Source organism: Mesorhizobium sangaii (assembly GCF_014207355.1).
Taxonomy (GTDB): domain Bacteria; phylum Pseudomonadota; class Alphaproteobacteria; order Rhizobiales; family Rhizobiaceae; genus Mesorhizobium; species Mesorhizobium sangaii.
Genome location: NZ_JACHEF010000009.1, coordinates 25,075 through 42,079, shown reverse-complemented (window position 1 = coordinate 42,079; position 17,005 = coordinate 25,075). Strand labels below are relative to the sequence as shown.

9 protein-coding genes and 3 pseudogenes are annotated in these 17,005 nt (G+C 57.3%); 9 read left to right on the top strand and 3 right to left on the bottom strand.

The genetic code is table 11. The annotated features are described in order from the left end of the window. Positions 1 to 273 precede the first annotated feature (273 nt). From HNQ71_RS31295 to HNQ71_RS31280, 4 genes are all read left to right on the top strand, one after another. Complete coding sequence (locus HNQ71_RS31295) at positions 274 to 1,317, top strand: KpsF/GutQ family sugar-phosphate isomerase (protein ID WP_184877803.1); 1,044 nt, start codon at positions 274 to 276, stop codon at positions 1,315 to 1,317. A gap of 86 nt (positions 1,318 to 1,403) precedes the next feature. After that, complete coding sequence (locus tag HNQ71_RS31290) at positions 1,404 to 2,666, top strand: sialidase family protein (protein ID WP_184877801.1); 1,263 nt, start codon at positions 1,404 to 1,406, stop codon at positions 2,664 to 2,666. A 28-nt stretch (positions 2,667 to 2,694) separates the two neighbouring features. Continuing rightward, positions 2,695 to 3,510, top strand: coding sequence for a 3-deoxy-manno-octulosonate cytidylyltransferase (kdsB, locus tag HNQ71_RS31285; protein WP_184877799.1), 816 nt, complete (start codon positions 2,695 to 2,697; stop codon positions 3,508 to 3,510). 55 nt (positions 3,511 to 3,565) lie between these two features. Continuing rightward, on the top strand, positions 3,566 to 4,261 hold the full coding sequence (locus HNQ71_RS31280) for a histidine phosphatase family protein (protein WP_184877797.1): 696 nt from the start codon (positions 3,566 to 3,568) through the stop codon (positions 4,259 to 4,261). A gap of 152 nt (positions 4,262 to 4,413) precedes the next feature. Here the strand turns inward: HNQ71_RS31280 and HNQ71_RS31275 are convergent. Then, positions 4,414 to 5,126: pseudogene (locus HNQ71_RS31275) on the bottom strand (IS5 family transposase). Between the two features lie 290 nt (positions 5,127 to 5,416). Next, positions 5,417 to 6,442, bottom strand: a pseudogene (locus tag HNQ71_RS31270) (IS110 family RNA-guided transposase). Between the two features lie 211 nt (positions 6,443 to 6,653). On the opposite strand from HNQ71_RS31270, the gene HNQ71_RS31265 reads away from it, so the two are divergent. After that, on the top strand, positions 6,654 to 7,682 hold the full coding sequence (locus HNQ71_RS31265; RefSeq protein ID WP_184877793.1) for an IS110 family RNA-guided transposase: 1,029 nt from the start codon (positions 6,654 to 6,656) through the stop codon (positions 7,680 to 7,682). Positions 7,683 to 8,110: 428 nt separating this feature from the next. Further along, positions 8,111 to 9,293, top strand: a pseudogene (locus HNQ71_RS31260) (IS110 family RNA-guided transposase). A 447-nt stretch (positions 9,294 to 9,740) separates the two neighbouring features. Here the strand turns inward: HNQ71_RS31260 and HNQ71_RS31255 are convergent. Further along, positions 9,741 to 10,879, bottom strand: a protein-coding gene (locus HNQ71_RS31255) for an IS3 family transposase (RefSeq protein ID WP_425492288.1) whose coding sequence is annotated in 2 segments (ribosomal slippage) — positions 9,741 to 10,612 and positions 10,612 to 10,879 — 1,140 coding nt in all. Because the reading frame shifts where the segments join, the coding sequence is not laid out codon by codon here. Positions 10,880 to 11,352: 473 nt separating this feature from the next. Here HNQ71_RS31255 and HNQ71_RS31250 point away from each other — a divergent pair. Genes HNQ71_RS31250 through HNQ71_RS31240 form a run of 3 tightly spaced genes read left to right on the top strand, consistent with a single transcriptional unit; the run spans position 11,353 to position 16,994 of the window. Then, complete coding sequence (locus HNQ71_RS31250) at positions 11,353 to 12,663, top strand: TRM11 family methyltransferase (protein WP_184877789.1); 1,311 nt, start codon at positions 11,353 to 11,355, stop codon at positions 12,661 to 12,663. Position 12,664: 1 nt separating this feature from the next. Next, on the top strand, positions 12,665 to 15,151 hold the full coding sequence (locus tag HNQ71_RS31245; RefSeq protein WP_184877787.1) for an ATP-binding protein: 2,487 nt from the start codon (positions 12,665 to 12,667) through the stop codon (positions 15,149 to 15,151). Beyond that, the gene (locus HNQ71_RS31240) at positions 15,099 to 16,994 is read left to right on the top strand and encodes a hypothetical protein (RefSeq protein WP_184877785.1); all 1,896 of its coding nucleotides are present in this window, start codon (positions 15,099 to 15,101) and stop codon (positions 16,992 to 16,994) included. Before HNQ71_RS31245 ends, HNQ71_RS31240 begins: the two co-directional genes overlap by 53 nt. Positions 16,995 to 17,005: the final 11 nt, after the last annotated feature.

Genomic DNA, 17,005 nt, shown 5'->3' with positions numbered 1-17,005 from the left:
CCCTTTTGATATCCATTTAAACCTAGTCTCGCTTAGTCTATATCGTCCCTGGTCTATAACGTGCACACCCATATCTCTCTGTCAGATCGGAGGTTTCTGGCGATGCTGCCGTCGAGGATTCGTGGAAGCGATAGGGACCGATCAGTTTACGAAGCTGCAGCACTAAATTAATCAAAAGGTCACGCCCGTTTCCTGATTTATCCCCCATACTGCCGACCCATTCGACCTCACGGCGAGAGACGAAAATCGCCACTTAGAATAGAGGCTGGCATCATGGCAATTGTTAACCCCAAGCGTATAGTCCTGCGTCCGCAGGGAGATCCTGCTCAGCAATATACCGAATGTGACAGCAAAATGGCCATGCTTGAGCGGGCAAGGGCCATCATCCGCCATGAGGCTGCCGCATTGGAAATCCTTTCAAACAGGATCGACGAGCATGTCTGCTCGCTCGTGGATTACATCCTTTCCTCAACTGGCATAGTGATCGTATGTGGTATCGGCAAGTCGCGACTGGTTGGAGAAAAGATCTCCGCAATTCTCACATCGACTGGCACTCGATCGATCACGCTCGACCCGGTCGACGCCTTGCATGGAGATATTGGGCGCGTGCATGCCGGAGATGTCATCATTGCGCTCTCCAATTCTGGTGAGACTGCTGAACTTATGCAGTTCATCCGCGCTGTCCGTCAGCTTCCCGTCATGGTTGCCGTGATGACGGGAAGCGCCAACTCGTCACTGGCGCGGGTCGCCGATTTGGTAGTCGACATTGGACCGATGCAGGAAGCGTGCGCGCTTGGTCTTGCACCGACCACCTCGACCATTGCTATGGCGGCAATGGGGGATGCCCTAGCACTTGTCCTGCAGGAGCGGCGGGGGTTCACGCGTCAGGATTTCGCTCGTCTTCACCCGGGTGGAAGTCTCGGATGGGAACTGATGCGAGTGCGCGACCTAATGTGGCCGCTTGAAGCAATTCCTGTCTTCCGGCCAGATACGCCACTGTCTCTGGCGCTCTTGTCGATGTGCCGCGCGCCCCGAAAGTTGGGCGTCGGCGCAGTGCTCTGCGAGCGAAGCAAGGTCGCCGGGATCTTGATTGGGGAGTCCATCGGCCGATTAGTAGACCGCGGCGCAATTCTCGACCTGAATGATCCGGTGAAGCGACACATGCAGCCGCCGCTCACCGCAATTTCCGGGCACGCATTTCTCGATCAAGCCGCGCAGCTCTTCCGTCAGCACGAAATCGAGCTGCTGCCAGTGCACGATGACCAGGAGCGGTTCGTCGGGCTGATATCCCGCCAGGACGTCGTTAAGCTACCTTGAGTGATGAGACCTTATGCTGGCAATCATTCAAGGGACGGTCTGGCGTCGTTGCCCTTGGCCGCAGTCTGCATCACAGCAGGACGTCGATGATGCGCGCCTTGGCGGATGACTTCGAGATCGTCTACCGATCCGAGCGGCCTCAAGATGTCTACTGCTACACGCCGGGCATTGCCGTCACGGTGGGCCGCAGAGTGATAGCGACCTTTGATCTCGGCGGTGACGGGATCAGGGAGCTCCTCGGACCGAAGGGATCTCGCGACCGTGGTACTCGCTTCGGAATGGGCATGGTCCATGTGTCCGACGATCGGGGGCGTTCCTGGGCCGAGCGATGCAGGTTTCCATTCTGGCATGCCCGCCCGTTCGTGGCTGGCGGGCGGCTCTACATCCTTGGTCATGCCGGCGACGTTATGATCATAGCCTCCGACGATGAAGGGGAGACGTGGAGCGCGCCGGTCGCACTAACCTCAAATATGAAATGGCACGGCTCGTCCTGCAACGTCCACTACACCAATGGGTATCTCTACCTCGCCTTGGACGAGCGGCGCGATCTTGCAATCGAAGGATGGAATACAGCCGGTTTGGCACCGCGGGTGTTCCGAGCGAGAATCGACCACGATCTCCTTGACCCCATGAGCTGGACTATCTCGGAGTCCCTTGCGTTCAACGAGATAGTCTCGTCCAGCGATATCGATTTGTTTGGGATTCCGTTCTATAGCACGCCAGCCCGAGGTCCGGCCCAGCTCGGAGCGGGACGCCTGTGTGCACCGATGGGCTGGCTTGAACCGAATATCGTTCGGTTCCACGATCCCGCACATCTGTGGCACGATCCGGCCGGGCGGACATTGCACCTCTTTTTGCGCACCAACACGGGCGGAACGGGCTATGCCGCCGTGGCGAAGGTCATTGAGCAGGCTGATGGTCGCCTGACCACGGCATTAGAAACCATGCCGTCGGGGAAAAGGGCGCTCTTCGTTCCACTTCCGGGAGGCCATCTGAAATTCTTTTTGCTTTATGATGACAAGACGCGGCTCTACTGGTTGCTGAGTTCACAAGCGACCGACTCTATGGTGCGCCTTACTCACATGTCGGAGGCGCGCTACAATTTGCCGAACAATGAGCGCCATAGACTGCAACTTCACTTCTCCAGAAACTGCCTCGACTGGTGCTTTGCCGGACTTGTCGCCGCGGGTCAGATCGAGCGTCACGCACGGAACTACGCGAGCATGGCGGTCGACGGCAATGATCTTCTCGTGGTGTGCCGGTCAGGGGATGACGAGGGGAGGGATCCTCAATACACGAACCTGATCACGTTCCATCGCGTCAAGGAATTCCGCAACCTCGTCTATTGATCCTTTGTATTTCTGAGAGTGGGGAAAAATGCCCAGTGTTTCGAGCCCAATCGCTATCATCATCCCAGCCCGCTACGGGTCGAGCCGCCTCTTCGGCAAGCCGCTTGCGACGATCACTGGCCGGACGATGATCAATCGTGTTTGGTCTTTGGCCTGTGCCGCAGCTGGCGCAGATGTCGTCTGCGTTGCCACTGACGATGAGCGCATCGCCGAGCATGTTCGAAGCTTTGGCGGTAACGTGGTGATAACCCCGAAGGAATGCACAAACGGTACCGAGCGGGTGCTGTCCGCAGCGAAGATGCTCGCCACGACGCCGGCCGTCGTGGTAAATCTCCAGGGTGACGCTGTTCTCACGCCGCCCTGGGTCATTGCCGCTCTGATCGATGAGATGCGCCGGGACCCGTCGGTGGAGATCGCTACTGCCGCGGTCCGGATGGACAAGCGCAGTTATGACGCTATGCGCACGGCCAAAGGGCACGGCGAGGTCGGAGGCACAACAGTGACTTTTGACCGGCGCGGAAACGCCCTCTATTTCTCGAAATCCATCATCCCGTTCGTGCGCAATGACGGACAAGGTAATGATACGAATCCCTTGCCAGTCTTTCGTCATATCGGCCTCTACGCGTACCGCTACGAAACCCTGTGCCGATATGTCAGTCTCGAACACGGTCCCCTCGAGCGTTCTGAGAAGCTTGAGCAATTGCGCGCGCTTGAGCATGGGATTCCTATCCGGGTGGTTGAAGTCGACTATGGCGGCCGGACTCACTGGGCTGTCGACAGTCCGGATGATTTGAAGCGCGTTGAGGCGATCATCGCCGAAGAAGGCGATCTCGTTGCGGCTTGAGGCAACCCCGCCAGCCCCGATCGGCGGGAGTATCTGCAAGACGAGGCGATCATCCATGAAGCTTATTCTCAGCCGCCACGGCAACACGTTTGGGCCCGGCGACAAGGTCGCGTGGGTCGGCCGCAGAACCGACCTCGCGCTCACGGCAGAGGGCTGCCGCCAAGCCCAGCATCTCGGCAACGCCCTTTGCCAGGCGGGTGCTACGCTCGGTGGGCTTTATTGCGGACCCCTGCGGCGCACGCGTCAGTATGCCGAGATCATTGTGGAGCGGATCGGTGGCGCGCCCGTACCGATTGTCGATTCGAGGCTAGCCGAGATAGATTATGGTGCATGGGAGGGTTTGAGCAGCCAGGAAATCATAACTCAATTCGGGAGGGAGGAATTGGAGGCGTGGGAACGCAGCGGCGCGTGGCCGGAATCGCCTGGTTGGAGCCCTCCCGAGTCCACGTTGGCACATGGCGTCACGACATTTGTGGAGAACGTCACCCGAACGGGAAAGGATAGAGCGGTCCTCGCCGTAACCAGCAGCGGGGTGCTACGCTACTTCCTGCGGCTCGTCGGCAATACACTCAAGGGAAAATTGGAACTTCGGGGTGGCAAGGTCGCCACCGGACATATTTGCATTCTTGAGGTACGGCAGGGAAACTGCCAGGCCCACGCTTGGAACATTGCACCAGATCCGGATTATTTGTCAGAGCTATTGAGTAAGATGCCGCGCAGGAGATCAACCGATACCGTATCCAGCCCTTGAGCCTCGCGCGCGTGGCACACCTTCACTCCCTGTCGCTGACCCAAAGCCAGCGTTCAATTCGATTTGCTCCCCGAACGGGACCGAGTTTCGAATCCGCACCCAAGCCATTAAATCGTCACGATAGCCTATATCTCCCTAAGGCTTGTTGAGATTCATCGTGAGTTTATGACGGCCGCTGCGAGATTGATGAAGGCTGCAAAGCTCTGGTCGGCTTTGTCGGCACGCATGGCGATACGCTTGAATTCCTTGAGCTTGCAGAAGAAGTTCTCGATCAAATGGCGCCATTTGTAGAGTTCCTTGTCGAGCGGCAGGGGAAAAGTGCGACGTGAGTGCTGTGAAATAACGATCTTGGCGCCGCGCTCATTCAGGTCGGCAATGATGGTGTTGCTGTCGAAGGCTTTGTCGGCGATCAAGCCGCCGAAACAGACACCATCGATGAGCGGTGCGACACCCACCGTATCGAACCGCTGGCCGGGCAAAAGAACAAAGCGCACAAGATTGCCAAGCGCATCGGTGAGTGCCAGGATTTTGGTGGTCATGCCGCCCTTGGAGCGGCCCATGGCCTGGCTTTGAGTCCCCCTTTTGCGCCCTGTCCGTGGCGATGGACCTTGACGATGGTGGCATCAACCATGGCGTATTCCATGTCCGGTTCATCCGAACAGGCCTCGAAAAGCCGAATGAAAACATCAGCTTTGACCCAATCGCGGTATCGCTTGAAAACGGTGTTCCAGCTTCCGAAGAAGGCTGGAAGGTCGCGCCACCGACTTCCTGTGCGCACAACCCAAAGCAAGGCTTCGATGAAGCGGCGATTATCGCCACCACTTCGTCCGGGATCGGCTGGTTTACCCAGACAATGCGGTTCCATCTTCGCCCATTGGGCGTCCGTCAGCACAAATCGTTCCATCCAAAGCTTGATGGGGTCGTCTAATCGCGGTGGCAGAGTCAAGCACCTTTGTGAGACGCGTATGCCGGGTGCAGGGTCGTCTTCGCGGTCGACATCGGTCGCCGCATGATGGAGCTTCGCGGGAGGAGCCTTCAAATGTGGACGACGCACTCTGCTGAGCCAGCGGTGCACCCCAACAAGCGGAATGGCTCTGCCCACGTCCCGGCAGGGACGTCTCAGCGCGCTCGAAACCGAACGCTATTGTCAAGCCATCATTCGGTGGCTCCGGCGGTCCGATCGAAGAGCGCGCCGGTTTTGAGCATCGCGTGCATCGTCACCGCCAGTTTGCGTGCCACGGCAACGGCAGCTCGCTTGAAGCCAACTCTCTCCCTGAGTTTGAGGCCCCATGTCCGCAGGCCGCTTTCGGCCGAGCTGCGGGTCAGGATGGCCGTCGCAGCTTCGTAGAGGAAGCCCCCGGAGATGGCGATCGCCCCGTCGAGATATGTGGCCATCATAGTCGACCTCTCCCGATTGGTATCGCCGGGTCGTCAGGCCAAGCCAGGCACCGACGGAGCGGGACCTCATAAAGTTGTCGGGATCCTCAACGGCGGTCGCGAAGGAGGTCGCGGTGATCGCGCCGACGCCGGGGATCGACATGAGGATCTGACACGCTTGGCTTGGCGCGCGCCGGCGACGAGCTGACGCCCGAGCTCAGCGGCGCGGATGCGCATGCTGCGCCAAGCTTCCAGGATCGGCAGCACGATAGGAGCGAGCCCTTCCTGATCGACAAGGAGGATGCGGACATTCTTCTCGAACGTGCTTCCCTTGCCCGCGGGAACGAGTAATCCGAACGTCTTCATGAGTCCCCGGATCTGGTTTGAGAGCTCGGTCGTGATCCTGACCAGCCTGGTGCGTGCCGCCACGAGCGTGCGGGTCAGCATGCTGTCAAACCCTTTCACTCGCACCTCACGAAAGAAGCCCACCTCTGCAAGATGCGCCAAACCGTCGGCGTCGTTCGCGTCGGTTTTATTCGCGGCCATGTCGAGTGCTGCTTTGGCATGGCGAGCATCGATGCAGATCGCAGGCAACCCCTCCGCGCGGAGCGCATGATAGAACCACACGGATAAGGGGCCGGTTTCGAACACCACTCGTTTGGCGGACGGTGCGCGTTTTTGGATAAGGTGGGCAATGAGTTTTGGATCGGAAGCGCACTTCCCGCGCCAGACCCGCTTGCCTTCACGTCGGATCGACACCGCTGTCTCTTTCATCGACACGTCGAGACCGATATATTCTTCCATGGCTGTTCTCCATCAGATGCTTGGGCCCGGCGTCAGGTCGTGAGCCCGTATTTCCATCTTATCGGGGAACAGCCACCTTCCAAGGATATGATTGGTTCTCTGGGCGACTCGCTCCCGCGATTACCCCATGTGGACGGCCCCCGACCCAGCGGCATCGCGATGTGCCAGGATGGCGTTGTCAAAGGACCATCAGAAGGAAGGAACCGTCCGCATGCAAGTTATCACGATCGGATTGGATATCGCCAAGAACGTCTTTCAAGTTCACGGCGTCGATAATGCAGGAAACGCGGTGCTCCGTCGAAAAGTTCGGCGCGATCAGCTTATTCCGTTGCTTCGCGATATCGACCCATGCCTCATCGGCATGGAGGCCTGCGCGACGGCGCACCATTGGGCGCGGGAGCTGATTGCACTTGGGCATGTGGTCAAGTTGATGCCGCCAGCTTACGTAAAGGCCTACGTCAAGCGCAACAAGAACGATGCGGCCGACGCGGAAGCAATCTGCGAGGCGGTGATGCGACCGACAATGCGGTTCGTGGCTGTCAAATCGGCGGATGCCCAGAGCATTCTGATGCTTCATCGGGCTCGCCACCTCTTGGTTCGGCAGCGCACAGCGCAAATCAGTGCGATGCGGGCGCATCTGGCCGAGTATGGCGTCGTCGCACCGAAGGGCCGGGCCCATGTTCGCGGTCTAATCGAAGCTCTTGACAAGGGCGATGGGCCGCTCCCCGCGATGGCGCGGCAAGTTCTTATTCTCCTCGCCCGAACGATGGAGGGGCTTGGCGCGCAAATCCGGAAGATCGAGATCGAGCTTCTAGGGTGGTATCGCACGAACCAGGTCTGCCGGCGGCTTTCAACCATACCCGGAATCGGCTTCATCACGGCGACCGCCCTTGCTGCCACCGTCGTCGACGCAAAGGTCTTCCGCTCCGGTCGTCAATTCGCTGCTTGGCTCGGCCTTGTTCCAAAACAACATTCCTCCGGGGGCAAAGACAGGATGGGAGGAATCTCGAAGATGGGAGATCGCTATTTGCGGCATCTCCTCGTCGTCGGCGCCACGGCGGTCATCCGATACACGCGGCGAAAAGCAACGGCCGTCAGTGCTTGGGCGAACCAGTTGCTCGAGCGTAAGCCGGCACGGCTGGTCACAGTCACTGTCGCCAACAAGGTAGCGCGGATCGCCTGGGCGGTGATGGCGCGTGAGGAAAACTACCGCGCGACGCCGTCAATGGCTCGAGGGTAACCGACTGTCGCACGAAATGACATGCAGTTTGGGCAGGAGAAGACATCAGTGATGCAGATCCGGTCAAGCCGGGGATCGGGAGAACCTGAGTGATTCAACGCGCGTCGCAGCGCGGCAGCTTGATGAGGGCCTGATCCACCGACACATCATGGCCAGCGGCCTGAGGCCGCACAAAACAGGCCGAACACATGAATGAACCTGACCGCTTCAGTATTGCCATTGTCAGAATCTTCTTGCTCAACGGGGGCCGTCCACATGAATCACAATCAAGCCAAAAGGGGAATCTGGAGGGTTCTGTGAGGTCGCGCGGCGGTGATGGTCTGGCTTGGCGCGATGCGCGACCTCATTGAAGATCCCATGGGGCGTGGATAGCGACCAGCTCAGCAGGCAGACTGAGGACGCATATCCGCTCAACCTGGAGGCGACCAATGTCACTCGATCCCGACCGCGAAGAACCGACCGTTATCCGAACCAATCTTGGCGCCATTTTCGTCTCATTGGAACTTAGCCGTTCAACTTGGCTGATCACGTCGTTGTCGCCCGGCGGTGGCGAGAAGATGTCGAAGCACAGCGTATCGGCTGGAGACATCGCTGCGCTGCTGGCGCGCTTTTCGGAGCTCAGGGAAAAGGCGTTCGCGCGGATGGGGAAATCGTTCCCGATCATCGTCATTCAGGAGGCGGGACTGGACGGATTTCTGGATCCATCGCTCGCTGCGGAGCGAACAGATCGAAAGCTACGTTGTCGATCCGGCCTCGATTGCGACCTCACGCCGCCGGCGACGGGCCAAGACCGATAGGATTGACGGCGAGGCTTTGGTTCGCGCGCTGCTGGCTTACAAGCGCGGCGAACCGCGCGTCTGCGCAATGGTTAGGGCGCCGACACCCGAAGATGAAGATAGCCGCCGCCTTTGCCGTGAGCGCAAGACGCTGACCGTCGAGCGGATTCAGCATGTCAACCGGATCAAAGGTTTGCTGTTCTGCCAGGGAGTCTCCGGCTACGAGCCGTTGCGCTGCAACCGACGGCAGCGGCTCGATGAGTTGAAGACCGGCGATGGACGTCCGTTGCCGCCGCATCTCAAGGGTCAGGTCAGCCGTGAACTTGATCGGCTTGAGCTTCTGATCGCGCAGATCAAGGCCGTCGAGGCTGAGCGGGACGCCTTGCTCGCCCCGACAGTAAAGATCCAAGGAACACCGGCGCCAAAGACGATGTTGATCGAACTGAGAGGGATCGGTCCGGAATTTGCCGCCGTTCTATAGTCAGAAGGGCTTTATCGGAGCTTCGACAACCGAAGGCAGATCGCGGCTTACGCAGGGTTGGCGCCAACGCCCTGGCAAAGCGGATCGGTCGCGCGCGAGCAAGGCGTGTCCAAAGCCGGCAATCCGCGTCTGCGGACAACAATGGTCCAACTTGCATGGCTGTGGCTGCGACATCAGCCGGGTTCGGCCCTGGCGCGTTGGTTCCATGACCGCGTCAAACGCAACGACGGACGCCTGCGCAAGACGACGATCGTCGCGTTGGCGAGAAAGCTGCTGGTCGCTCTGTGGAAATATGTGAACGCCGGCGTTGTCATCGAAGGCGCCATCGTGAAGAGCGCCTCGAAGATAATCTGAATGGATTGAAGCAATCTACCGAGACCCGATCAGTCTCGGCGGATCCAGGCGGACGAATCGAAATCCGGCATGGCTTAAACAGCCGAATTTAAGAAGGGTCTCGTCCTCTTGAGCCTTGCCCGCCGCAAGCGGGATATTGGTGCAGTCGCTTGGCGCGACGACCGAATGTGAGTTTGACCTGGTGCGGAAACGACCAAGTCAGGGAATCGGGCTCGGACCTGGATACCGGAATAGAGCCATAGGAGTTTTGCATATGTGCCGCTGAAATCCCCCTTGACCCTAACACCCCCATGTGAGCCGGATTGAGCGAACCCGCTGACGCGGCCACGCGCTATGGGATTAGTGTCGCGAAGCCTGTTCCAGGTGAGCGGCTTGGTGTGATGCAAAGAGCTGGCTTCGTTTGTCTGAACAGTTTGGCGGGGTTTTGTAAGTGGGTTTCTGCCTCTGTCATGCCGCTGCGAGGATTGGCTTCGGCGTGTTGAAGTAGGCCTGATCCGGGGTCTTCCGGTCAAGCGATGAATGAGGACGTCTGGTATTGTAAAAGATCAGATACCGGGCGATCGCGGTGCGGGCCTCCGGCACGCTGGTACAGGCATGCAGGTAGACCTCCTCATATTTGATAGTCCTCCATAGCCGCTCGACGAAGACGTTGTCGCGCCAGGCCCCTTTTCCGTCCATGCTGATTTTCACGTCGGCATCCGTCAGGGTCTTGATGAAGTCGATGGAGGTGAACTGGCTTCCCTGGTCAGTGTTGAAGATGTCGGGCGTGCCGTATCGGGCCAGCGCCTCTTCGACGGCCTCGATGCAGAACGCGGCCTCCAACGTGATCGACAGCCGCCAGGCCAGCACGCGTCGGCTGAACCAATCGACGACGGCGGCCAGATAGACGAAGCCCCGCGCCATCGGGAAGTAGGTGATGTCCATCGCCCAGGCCTGGTTGGGTCGGATGACCGGCAGATTGCGCAAGAGGTAGGGATAGACCTTGTGGCCCGGCGTCGGCTTCGAGGTGTTGGGGCGACGGTAAAGAGCCTCGATGCCCATCTTCCTCATCAGCGTGGCGACGTGACGCCGGCCAACGCTGTGGCCCTCCGCATTCAAAAGCCCTTGCAGCATCCGGCTTCCCGCAAAGGGGTAGTCGAGATGCAATCTGTCGATCCGGCGCATCAGCGCAAGATCGGCGGCCGAGGGAGGTCGCGGCAGATAATAGACGCTGCCCCGGCTGATCCCGAGCGCGCGGGCCTGCCGGGTGAGCGACAGAGCGTGGTTGTGGTCGATCATTTCTTTGCGCCCAACAGCCCGGCCTTGTTGAGCGCTCCCTCTAAAAAATCGTTCTCCAGCGTCAGTTCGCCGATCTTCGCATGCAGCGTCTTCACGTCCACGATCGGTGCCGCCGGTTCGGCTTTCGCATCCGCGCCAAACACCCCAGATGCTCCCTCCAGGAGAAGGTCCTTCCATTGCTTGATCTGGTTGGGATGCACATCGAATTGCTGCGACAGCTCGATAAGGGTCCGCTCGCCGCGGATTGCAGCAAGCGCAACTTTCGCCTTGAACTCAGGGCTGTGATTACGGCGGGGGCGTTTCGTCATGGTCTCTCCTCCTTCTATGCCGTGTTCAGGCAGAAATTCCACTTATAACCCCTGTCCAAATTTCCCGATCCAGCTCTCCACTACGATCAGGGAGCGCCTTTCTAAGGCTGGGCGACGCCCATTTGCGCCAACGAGACGCAACGGATAGCAAGAGCCGTTCGGTAAATGGATAGCGGCATAAATTCCAAATGCTTGTGCGCGCCGTTGTCTTGCGGCGTTCCGGCCACGCCGGCAAGATCGATGAATATAGTGAAGCTGAATCGATCGAGAACCGATTTCGCCTTCACAGAGTCGCTTTTTCCGCTAAAACGCGTAAGCTAAGGGCGGGAGTACGTGCTGCGAAAGTGATGTTCGCGACAACGGTGGCCAGGCGCCCATATAGTTTTGGGGGACCTTGCCAAATGAATCTCCACCGACCCATAAGCCATACGCCTCCCACTCGGGAATTGGACGAATTAACAGATAATCGTCTTTTGAAACTGATCAAGGATCATGAGACCGACGAAGACTTTTGGTCGTTGAAGGATCGCGACAGGCGCGACAGTGCTCACTGCATCTTTCAATATCCGGCCATGATGGTGCCCCTTGTGCAGCGCCGCCTCTTGGCATCCATTTTGGAGGCAAAGCCGTCGATACGGTCGATGTACGATCCGTTTGTCGGCTCCGGCACCTCTCTTGTCTCAGGTATGCATTTCGGGCTCGATGTCTACGGTAACGATGTAAATCCCCTTGCCGTCCTTATCAGCAGAGTTCGAACCGCTCGTTGTACTGAATTCACCATCGGAGCGATTGTAGGCCAAGTCGCGCGAGAAGCAGCCTCAGACCGACGGGAGAGCATCGAATGCGAACTTATGAACCGGGAGAAGTGGTTCCAAGCCTCTGTCAGCGTTGAACTATCTCGCCTGCGTCGCGCAATCCGTCGACAATCGAATCTTTGGGTCCGTCGGTTTCTTTGGGTCACACTAGCGGAGACGGTGCGCCTGACCAGCAACGATCGAACGTCGACCTACAAATTGCATGCTAGAGCTGCCGAAGACATCGCAAAGCGTATTCTCTCACCTATTTCAATGTTCCTCGAGATAGGGGCCGTCAATGCGGAAAGCTTTTTGGAATTTCGAGCGGAGCTGCGCCGCCGGTCTCGCGTAAAATCTGGAAAATATGTCGGCGTGACGGAAGTAAATAGTGGGGATACTCGTGAAATTTCCGATAAGTTTGGGGATAAGTCATTTGACCTTATTATGACATCTCCACCATACGGTGATAATCTAACTACTGTTACCTACGGGCAACATTCTTACCTGCCGCTGCATTGGATCGATTTCCAAGATATCGATTCCGCAGCCGATCGTGAAACGCTGCGCACTACGCACGAGATTGATAGGCGAAGTCTTGGAGGCATTTTGCACGACAACAGCTGGGCTGAGGAGCGTCTTCTTGCGTCTTCTGTAACGCTGAGGGATTTTGCGGACAATCTCCCTTGCAGTCCGGCGGATGGTCGAAAGCGGCTCCTCCGTTTCTACGGCGATTTCGCGGCCAGCCTTGTGAGCATTGCCAATGCGGCAAAAGCCAATGCGTATATGGTGTGGACAGTGGGCAATCGGAACATCGGCGGCAAGCAGGTGCCAACTGATATTGTGTTGCAAGAGCTGCTCGAAGAGCAGGGATGTTTGGTCTTGAAGATATTGACCAGAACAATTCATCACAAACGCATGCCTGACCGCAATGCCAGCTCGGCGACCATGCGCGAGGAGAGGATCCTGCTGGTTCGCAAGATCGATCAATAACATGGTGGACCAGCCTCATTTCGATGTCAGCGCTGCAGTCGTGCGGCAACTCGGCGAAGAGCTTGTCTCCGACGAGGTGACAGCAATCGTCGAGCTCGTCAAAAACGCATACGATGCCGATGCGACTTATGCGAACGTCGCAGTAAACACGAAAGATTTCCTCCCGGCAGCGACGACCAAATATCCCAACGCTCGCGGGTTCGTTACGATCGAAGACGACGGCTTCGGAATGAACGAGGGGGAGATCAAAAGCGGCTGGCTGATGATCTCGCTCTCGACCAAACGCCAAATGAAATCAAATGGAGGGAAGACACCCAAGGGACGCACGCCACTTGGGGACAAGGGCCTTGGACGTCTTAGCACCCAGAAGCTCGGGGAGAACCTTGAGATGGTCACCCGAAAAGACGGAAGCGGTGGCAGCTCCCGGGTGTCCTTTTCCTGGGCCTCTTTTACGGACAATCGCAAACTCAGCGACGTGCCGGTTTCAATCGAGACGAAGACCGAACCGGAGAGAGCCAAAGGCACGCTCTTGGCGATATCTGGCCTCCGCAATCCCAATGTTTGGGAAGGGAGCGCAGCAGACCAGCTGGTCACAGATCTCTCTCAAATAATCTCTCCTTTTCCTGAGGCTCGCCCGTTCCTGGTGACGCTCAAGATCAATGGGCGGCCAATTGACTTAGGTCAGGTATCGCAGCGGGTAAGGAGTGCAGCTGTCGGGCGGTTCTTTTTCAAGTTTCTTGAAGGCCAGCTCACAATTGACGGTGAAATTAGGCTCGCCAAGCTCTTGGGGAATGATCCGGATGCTTTCAGCGCACTGATTTCGCGCGACCATGGCCGCGCATTTTTCGACTATCTTCTGAAGAAACCGCTGCCGGTGTCTCTGCACTATCCTGACGACAAAGTGCGTTTTGCAACCTTCAGCTACAGTGTCGCACTCTCCTCATTGGGCGACGTCGATACCATTGCGTCTGCAAACGGAGACGATCGTCGTGTTACCGCCGACCCTGGTCCCTTCTCGGGCGAAATTGACGAATTCTTGCTACGACACGATCCAACGACGGTTAAGCTTGCCGGCCTGACGAATGCAAACGAGGTGCAGAAAATCGTCAAACGACAAGCCGGCATCAAGGTCTTCCGCGACGGCTTTGGTATTAGGCCTTACGGCATTAACGGCCAAGACTGGCTTCGCTTGGGCGCAGGGTGGACCAGCGCGGGATCCTACTATGGGCTACGCCCGCAGAACGTTCTCGGCTTCGTCCTCATATCGGAAGAAAACAATTCAAACCTGAAGGAGAAGACTGATCGCGAGGGATTTGTGTCCAATCCATGGTCACAAAATTTTCAGCGTCTCGTCATGCAAATACCTAAGACCGTTAGCGATCTTTACGAGACGATCAGGCGAACGTTCAATGAATATAGGCGGGAGATCGCGGATAAAGCTCGGCCACTGGGTCCCACAGAGAAAACGGTCGCCGATGCGTCTAGCGTCGCCGAACGTCTCGCATCCTACACAGAGCGAGCCATCTCTTTATCCGGTGGAGCAGTGTCCGCGCGTGAACGAATTCAAAAAGTCACGGACCGCATCCACAAAACCCCAATACTGTCCTCTGCCGCCGAGAGGGAGCTTTCAGATCTCCTAACAGAGGCCAATGCGGCGCTCGAGTCTTCAACCGCGCTTTTCAGTGAAATGGAAGAATACGCCGTACAAGCTCGGGCTCTAGCGGACATTGTGGGCTCGCTCGCCCCTAGGCTGGACGTTATGTCCGACCAACTCAATGATTTCACGGAATTGGCAGGCCTCGGCCTCGTCGCCGAAACGCTTTCCCATGAAGTTCAAAACCAGACCGATAGACTGATGCAGCAGGCGTCGGGGGCGATCAAGAAAGGACAAACGGCGCGTCCTCAAAACCGGGATCTCGTCCAATTCGGCCAAGAAGTAACCTCGACAGTATCGGCGCTACGTCGGTTGGTGGGGCATCTCGGACCATCGCTACGTTATCAAAGAGACAAAATAGAAGTGATCGAAATAAGCTCCCTCCTGAAGGAGCTAAAGGAACATTTCAAAACGCGCTGGGAGGGTGACGATTTCAGTTGCTCGCTAAGGCTCACGGGCAGTAATTTTGATATTGAGACGAATCGGGGACGAATGTTACAAGTCCTAGACAATTTACTGCTTAACTCGGAGTATTGGCTGAAAGAAACTGCAAAAAGAGACCCGAATTTTCGGCCAGAGATAGTCGTCGAATATGAACCTTATCGGTTGCATGTGTCAGACAACGGACCTGGTGTCGAGAAGTCGGTAGAAGAAGCGCTATTTGAGCCATTCGTCACACTTAAGTCCAAACAGCAAGGGAGGGGGCTCGGGTTGTTTATCAATGCGCAAATCATGGAGTCTATTGGCGGCCAGATAACGCTTCTGCCGGACCGAAACGCCGATGGGCGCCGCTTTATCTTTGAAGTCGATCTGGCGAGTGTCGGTCGTGGCTAATAAAGAGGTTCCAATCGAACCGGTAGCAGCGGCGCCTCTTCCCGCTGAAGGCGGTGCGGTCGTCCCCCTTGCACCTGATGACGAAGTAGCGGCCGAGGCGGCGAAGCCCAGTGTCGGCGAGCGCTTGCTCGCGCTTTTCCAAGAGTTGCAAATTCGAAAGATTGTCGTCGTTGACGACGAACTGCAGAAGCCGCTCGATGCCGCGTTGATCACCCGGATCCTAGATAACGTGCCGGATGCAGTTCATGCAGTGTCACCTTATTTCCCAAATGTTGATCTCAGCGAAGCCAACACTAATCGATTCGAGCAAGTTACGGCGCTGCTGGAGCCGTTAGAGGGAAACGCGCGCGATGCGTTGAGCGCCGCGTTGTCAGTGATCAGCCCAGAGGCCGCGGATATTAATATTCCACAAGCGGTAAGCGACTTAGCTCCAGCGGATTTCCCAATCGACTATCTCACACCGGCGCAATGGGCAGAAAGGCGTGAGGCGTTGCTGACTGCCTGCACCGTCAACGCTCGTACCCTGTTCCTCTTCGACCAAGACTTGGATAGCGACGCCGCTCTTGGCTCCACCAAAGGCACGCAAATCATTGCGGCGTTGGCTGATCAGGATCGTGCTGCTTTCGGCATGCGCTGGTTCTGCGGAATTCTGTCTCACACCCTTGATAGAGGGACCGAGGTCTCAACCTGGCGCGAACTGGCGGCCAAGGAGGAACTCAGCCTTGAACTCTTTATGCCAATTTCGAAGCAAAACCTTCGAGATGGCGATGCCTTCTATGGAGCCGTCTATCGGACGGTGATCAACATCTATACCGAGAAAATGAAGTCGATCGCGACGGGGGCTTTCGACCGAGCGCTTGAAGGGGCTCTCGTCGAGTTTAAGAATCTGGACCCGATCGATTTCGAGCACATGATCGTCAAGTCCTCTGGTGAGGAAGGCGTAAGCGAGTTGGAGACATTACTTCGACTATACTCCATCGTTCAGAAGGATCGTGTCAAAAATGAAATCCTTCAAAGACAGAGTCTGTCGAGCTTTTTGACTGCCGCCAGAACCGTTCAGAAGGTGGTAGACGTAGCGCGTGCATTACCGGAGGAGGCCAGTAAGCGCTTGGCGAAACTCCGTTTCGGCGAGCTCTACGAGACCGGAGAGCTGATAAACTCTTTCCGCGACCCGCTCCGCAATGGGGATTTGTTCGAGGTCGGCGGCTCTAGGAGCCTCAAACTTTGGGTTCTCATTGGACAGCCATGTGATCTCATGGTGCGGAAGAAAGGAGACCGTGCCTATGAGGAGAACTTCAAGGTCGCGGTTCTGGCGCCGGTGAAAAAGGGCCTGCTTGGCGAACCGCCTGCGATTAAGCCGGGCCTTGGCTTCATGCTAGAGCGTTTCGATCATGGCGGCTTGCAATCCGCGTTCGTCAGCTTCGCGGACGCAACCCCGGTTGATCTGAAGGTGCTTGATTTGGCTGTGCTGCGGCCTGATGGAAAATGTGAGATCAATGCGCTCGCGTCGGAGGCATTTGAAGGATTTGCAAGCATAGCTTGGGACGAACGCGCGAAGCGATTGAAGAAAGGTTACAAGTCCGTCGCCACTAAGATCGAGGCTACCCGAACTGCGAATGGAGATGATCGAGCAACGGAGCTTGCTGGTTATCTTTTGCCCCCCGTAGCGCCGGCGACGGCATTCCGCAATTTCGGGAGCTATGAGAAAGGGAGCTTCGTCTACAAAGTACGACGTTGCGGTCGTGTCCGAGAGCCCTTTGCAACCTCCCTTCTGGCAGCTTTCAGCCGATACATGTCACGCGATGCGCATGAGCATGACTTTTCCGCGGTCAGATTGGATTGAAGCGCTAGTTG